The organism is Microcystis sp. M53598_WE2, from assembly GCF_030067735.1.
In the GTDB taxonomy this organism is placed as follows: domain Bacteria; phylum Cyanobacteriota; class Cyanobacteriia; order Cyanobacteriales; family Microcystaceae; genus Microcystis; species Microcystis aeruginosa.
Genome location: NZ_JASJFE010000036.1, coordinates 1 through 2,354, shown reverse-complemented (window position 1 = coordinate 2,354; position 2,354 = coordinate 1). Strand labels below are relative to the sequence as shown.

Below are 2,354 nucleotides of genomic sequence, written 5' to 3'. Positions count from 1 at the left end.
GCTACAGCCAGGCAAACTTTGGCTTTTATCTTGGCAGGGACATTAAAATTATTACATCCCTTTATGCCCCATATTACCGAAGAAATTTGGCATAATTTAACCCAAGAAAATCAGCAAGTTTTGGCTTTAGAAACCTATCCAATAGCTGATAGTTCTCTGATCGATTTAGACTTAGAAAATACTTTTGATTTATTAATTGAAAGTATTCGGGTGTTGCGTAATTTGCGGGCCGAAGCGGGGATTAAACCGGGGGCAACGATCACGGCAATTTTACAGACAGAAAACAGCCAAGAATTAGCTATTTTGCAACGTGGACAAGTGTACTTAAAAGACTTGGCCAAAATCGAAAACTTAATTTTGACGGACAAAATAACCGAGGAAGTCAATCAAGCGATCGCCGGTGTTGTCGCTACGGTAGAAATCCTCATTCCCCTGTCCGGATTGGTTGATATATCGGTATTGGCCGGGAAATTAGCGAAAAATTTAGCTAAGGTAGAAGGGGAAATCAAGAGTTTGAGCGATCGCCTGAATAAACCTAGCTTTGTCGAAAAAGCTCCAGAAGCTTTAATCCAAAAAACGAAGCAAGCTTTAGCAGAGGCCGAAAAACAAGCCCAAATTCTCCAAGAACGCCTAAAACGCCTGCATTAACGGAGGCAGTGGTTATTTTGGGGATTTTCCGAAAAATAGGGCAGTTTTCAGGCTACCCTAACCGGAAAATTAATCCCCAAAATGGGAGATGATTGCATCGGCAAATTCGGAACATTTCAGGGGAGGATTAACGGGAGGTTCCATCAGACGCGCTAAATCGTAGGTAACTTGTCGATTAGCGATCGCCGCTGCGATGCCTTTTTTAATCAAATCGGCCGCTTCTTGCCATCCCATGTATTCCAACATCATCACCCCAGAAAGAATCACCGAACCGGGGTTAATTCGGTCTAAACCGGCGTGTTTAGGGGCTGTGCCGTGGGTTGCCTCAAAAATAGCGCAAGTATCGCCAATATTCGCCCCGGGTCCCATCCCTAAACCACCCACGATCGCCGCTGCCGCATCGGAGAGATAATCACCATTCAGGTTCATGGTAGCGAGGATCGAGTATTCATCGGGACGGGTTTGGATCTGTTGGAAGATACTATCGGCAATGCGATCGTTAACCATAATTTTATCTTTCCACTGGCCATGGCCGTGGGTTTCCCAGATAGCATCGAGAACACTGGTCACTTCTTGGCAGATTTTGGCTTTTTTCTCGTCCGTGAGGGCATCATAACCCGGTTCCACCATGCGGGCGTTATCTTCGATGCTCAGATCTGGGTTTTTCTCTTTATTGCTCAGGATCCATGATTCCATCTCGGTGACGCACACATCCCGGAATTCACTTTTAGCTAATTCGTAACCCCAATCCCGAAACGCCCCTTCGGTATATTTCATAATGTTACCCTTATGGACGAGAGTAACCTGATTTTTCGGTTTCGGTAAAGTCAGCGCTCGTTCGATCGCCCGGCGGACTAATCTTTGGGAACCCGTCTTACTAATCGGTTTGATCCCGATACCCGCATCGAGGGGAATTTGTTTTTTACCGTGTTCGGGAGTGGCGGGAATTAGTTCGCTGTTGAGATAATTAATCAGTTTATCGGCGATTTCCGTGCCTTGTTTCCATTCGATGCCCAGATAAATATCCTCGGTATTTTCCCGATAGACGATGACATCGAGTTTTTCCGGGGTTTTATGGGGGGAAGGGGTTCCCGCATAGTAACGACAGGGACGAACACAGGCATAAAGGTCAAAAATCTGCCGCAGAGCCACATTCAGGGAACGAATGCCGCCACCGATGGGAGTGGTCAAGGGACCTTTGATGGCAATACCATATTCTTTAATCGCTGTCAAGGTATCTTGGGGTAGATATTGATAAGTCCCGTAGATTTCGCAAGCTTCATCGCCAGCATAGACTTTAAACCAATGGATTTTCCTTTGACCACCGTAGGCTGTGGCGATCGCTGCATCGATAACTTTTGCGGTTGCGGGCCAGATATCGACTCCCGTACCGTCACCACGAATGAAGGGAATGATGGGATCGTCGGGAACTAGAGGTTTTCCGTCAGAAAAAGTAATTGTCGAGCCTGTTGTCGGTGGGGTGATTTTTTCGTAGCTCACAGTCATGGGCTTCCAGAAACAGTATTTATCTATACGTTGGGAGTCTAGCGCCGTCAATATCTATACTCAGGGATTTTGGGTAATTTCTTAAAGATTCCCTTGCTGGTATCTCCGTCAAAACAACCTAGAGGAAAAGCCTGAAACCGAGACAGACCACTAGGGTTAAGCCTAGAGCCGCCCGCCCGACGGTCAAATGTGTAGATAGG

Annotated in this window: 2 protein-coding genes; one reads left to right on the top strand and one right to left on the bottom strand. The window is 46.4% G+C overall.

Features of this window, described 5'->3' with window-relative positions; all coding sequences use genetic code 11:
• Nucleotides 1-648, top strand: a 648-nt coding sequence (locus PX636_RS00795; protein ID WP_288115912.1) for a class I tRNA ligase family protein, incomplete at its 5' end; no start/stop codon positions are given.
• 69 nt (nucleotides 649-717) lie between these two features.
• Here PX636_RS00795 and PX636_RS00790 read toward each other — a convergent pair.
• The gene (locus PX636_RS00790; protein ID WP_002797357.1) at nucleotides 718-2,154 is read right to left on the bottom strand and encodes an NADP-dependent isocitrate dehydrogenase; all 1,437 of its coding nucleotides are present in this window, start codon (nucleotides 2,152-2,154) and stop codon (nucleotides 718-720) included.
• Between the last annotated feature and the right edge of the window lie 200 nt (nucleotides 2,155-2,354).

Coding starts and splice junctions, on each gene's coding strand:
- PX636_RS00790 (WP_002797357.1), bottom strand. CDS start 2,154: ATGACTGTGAGCTACGAAAAAATCACCCCACCGACAACAGGCTCGACA.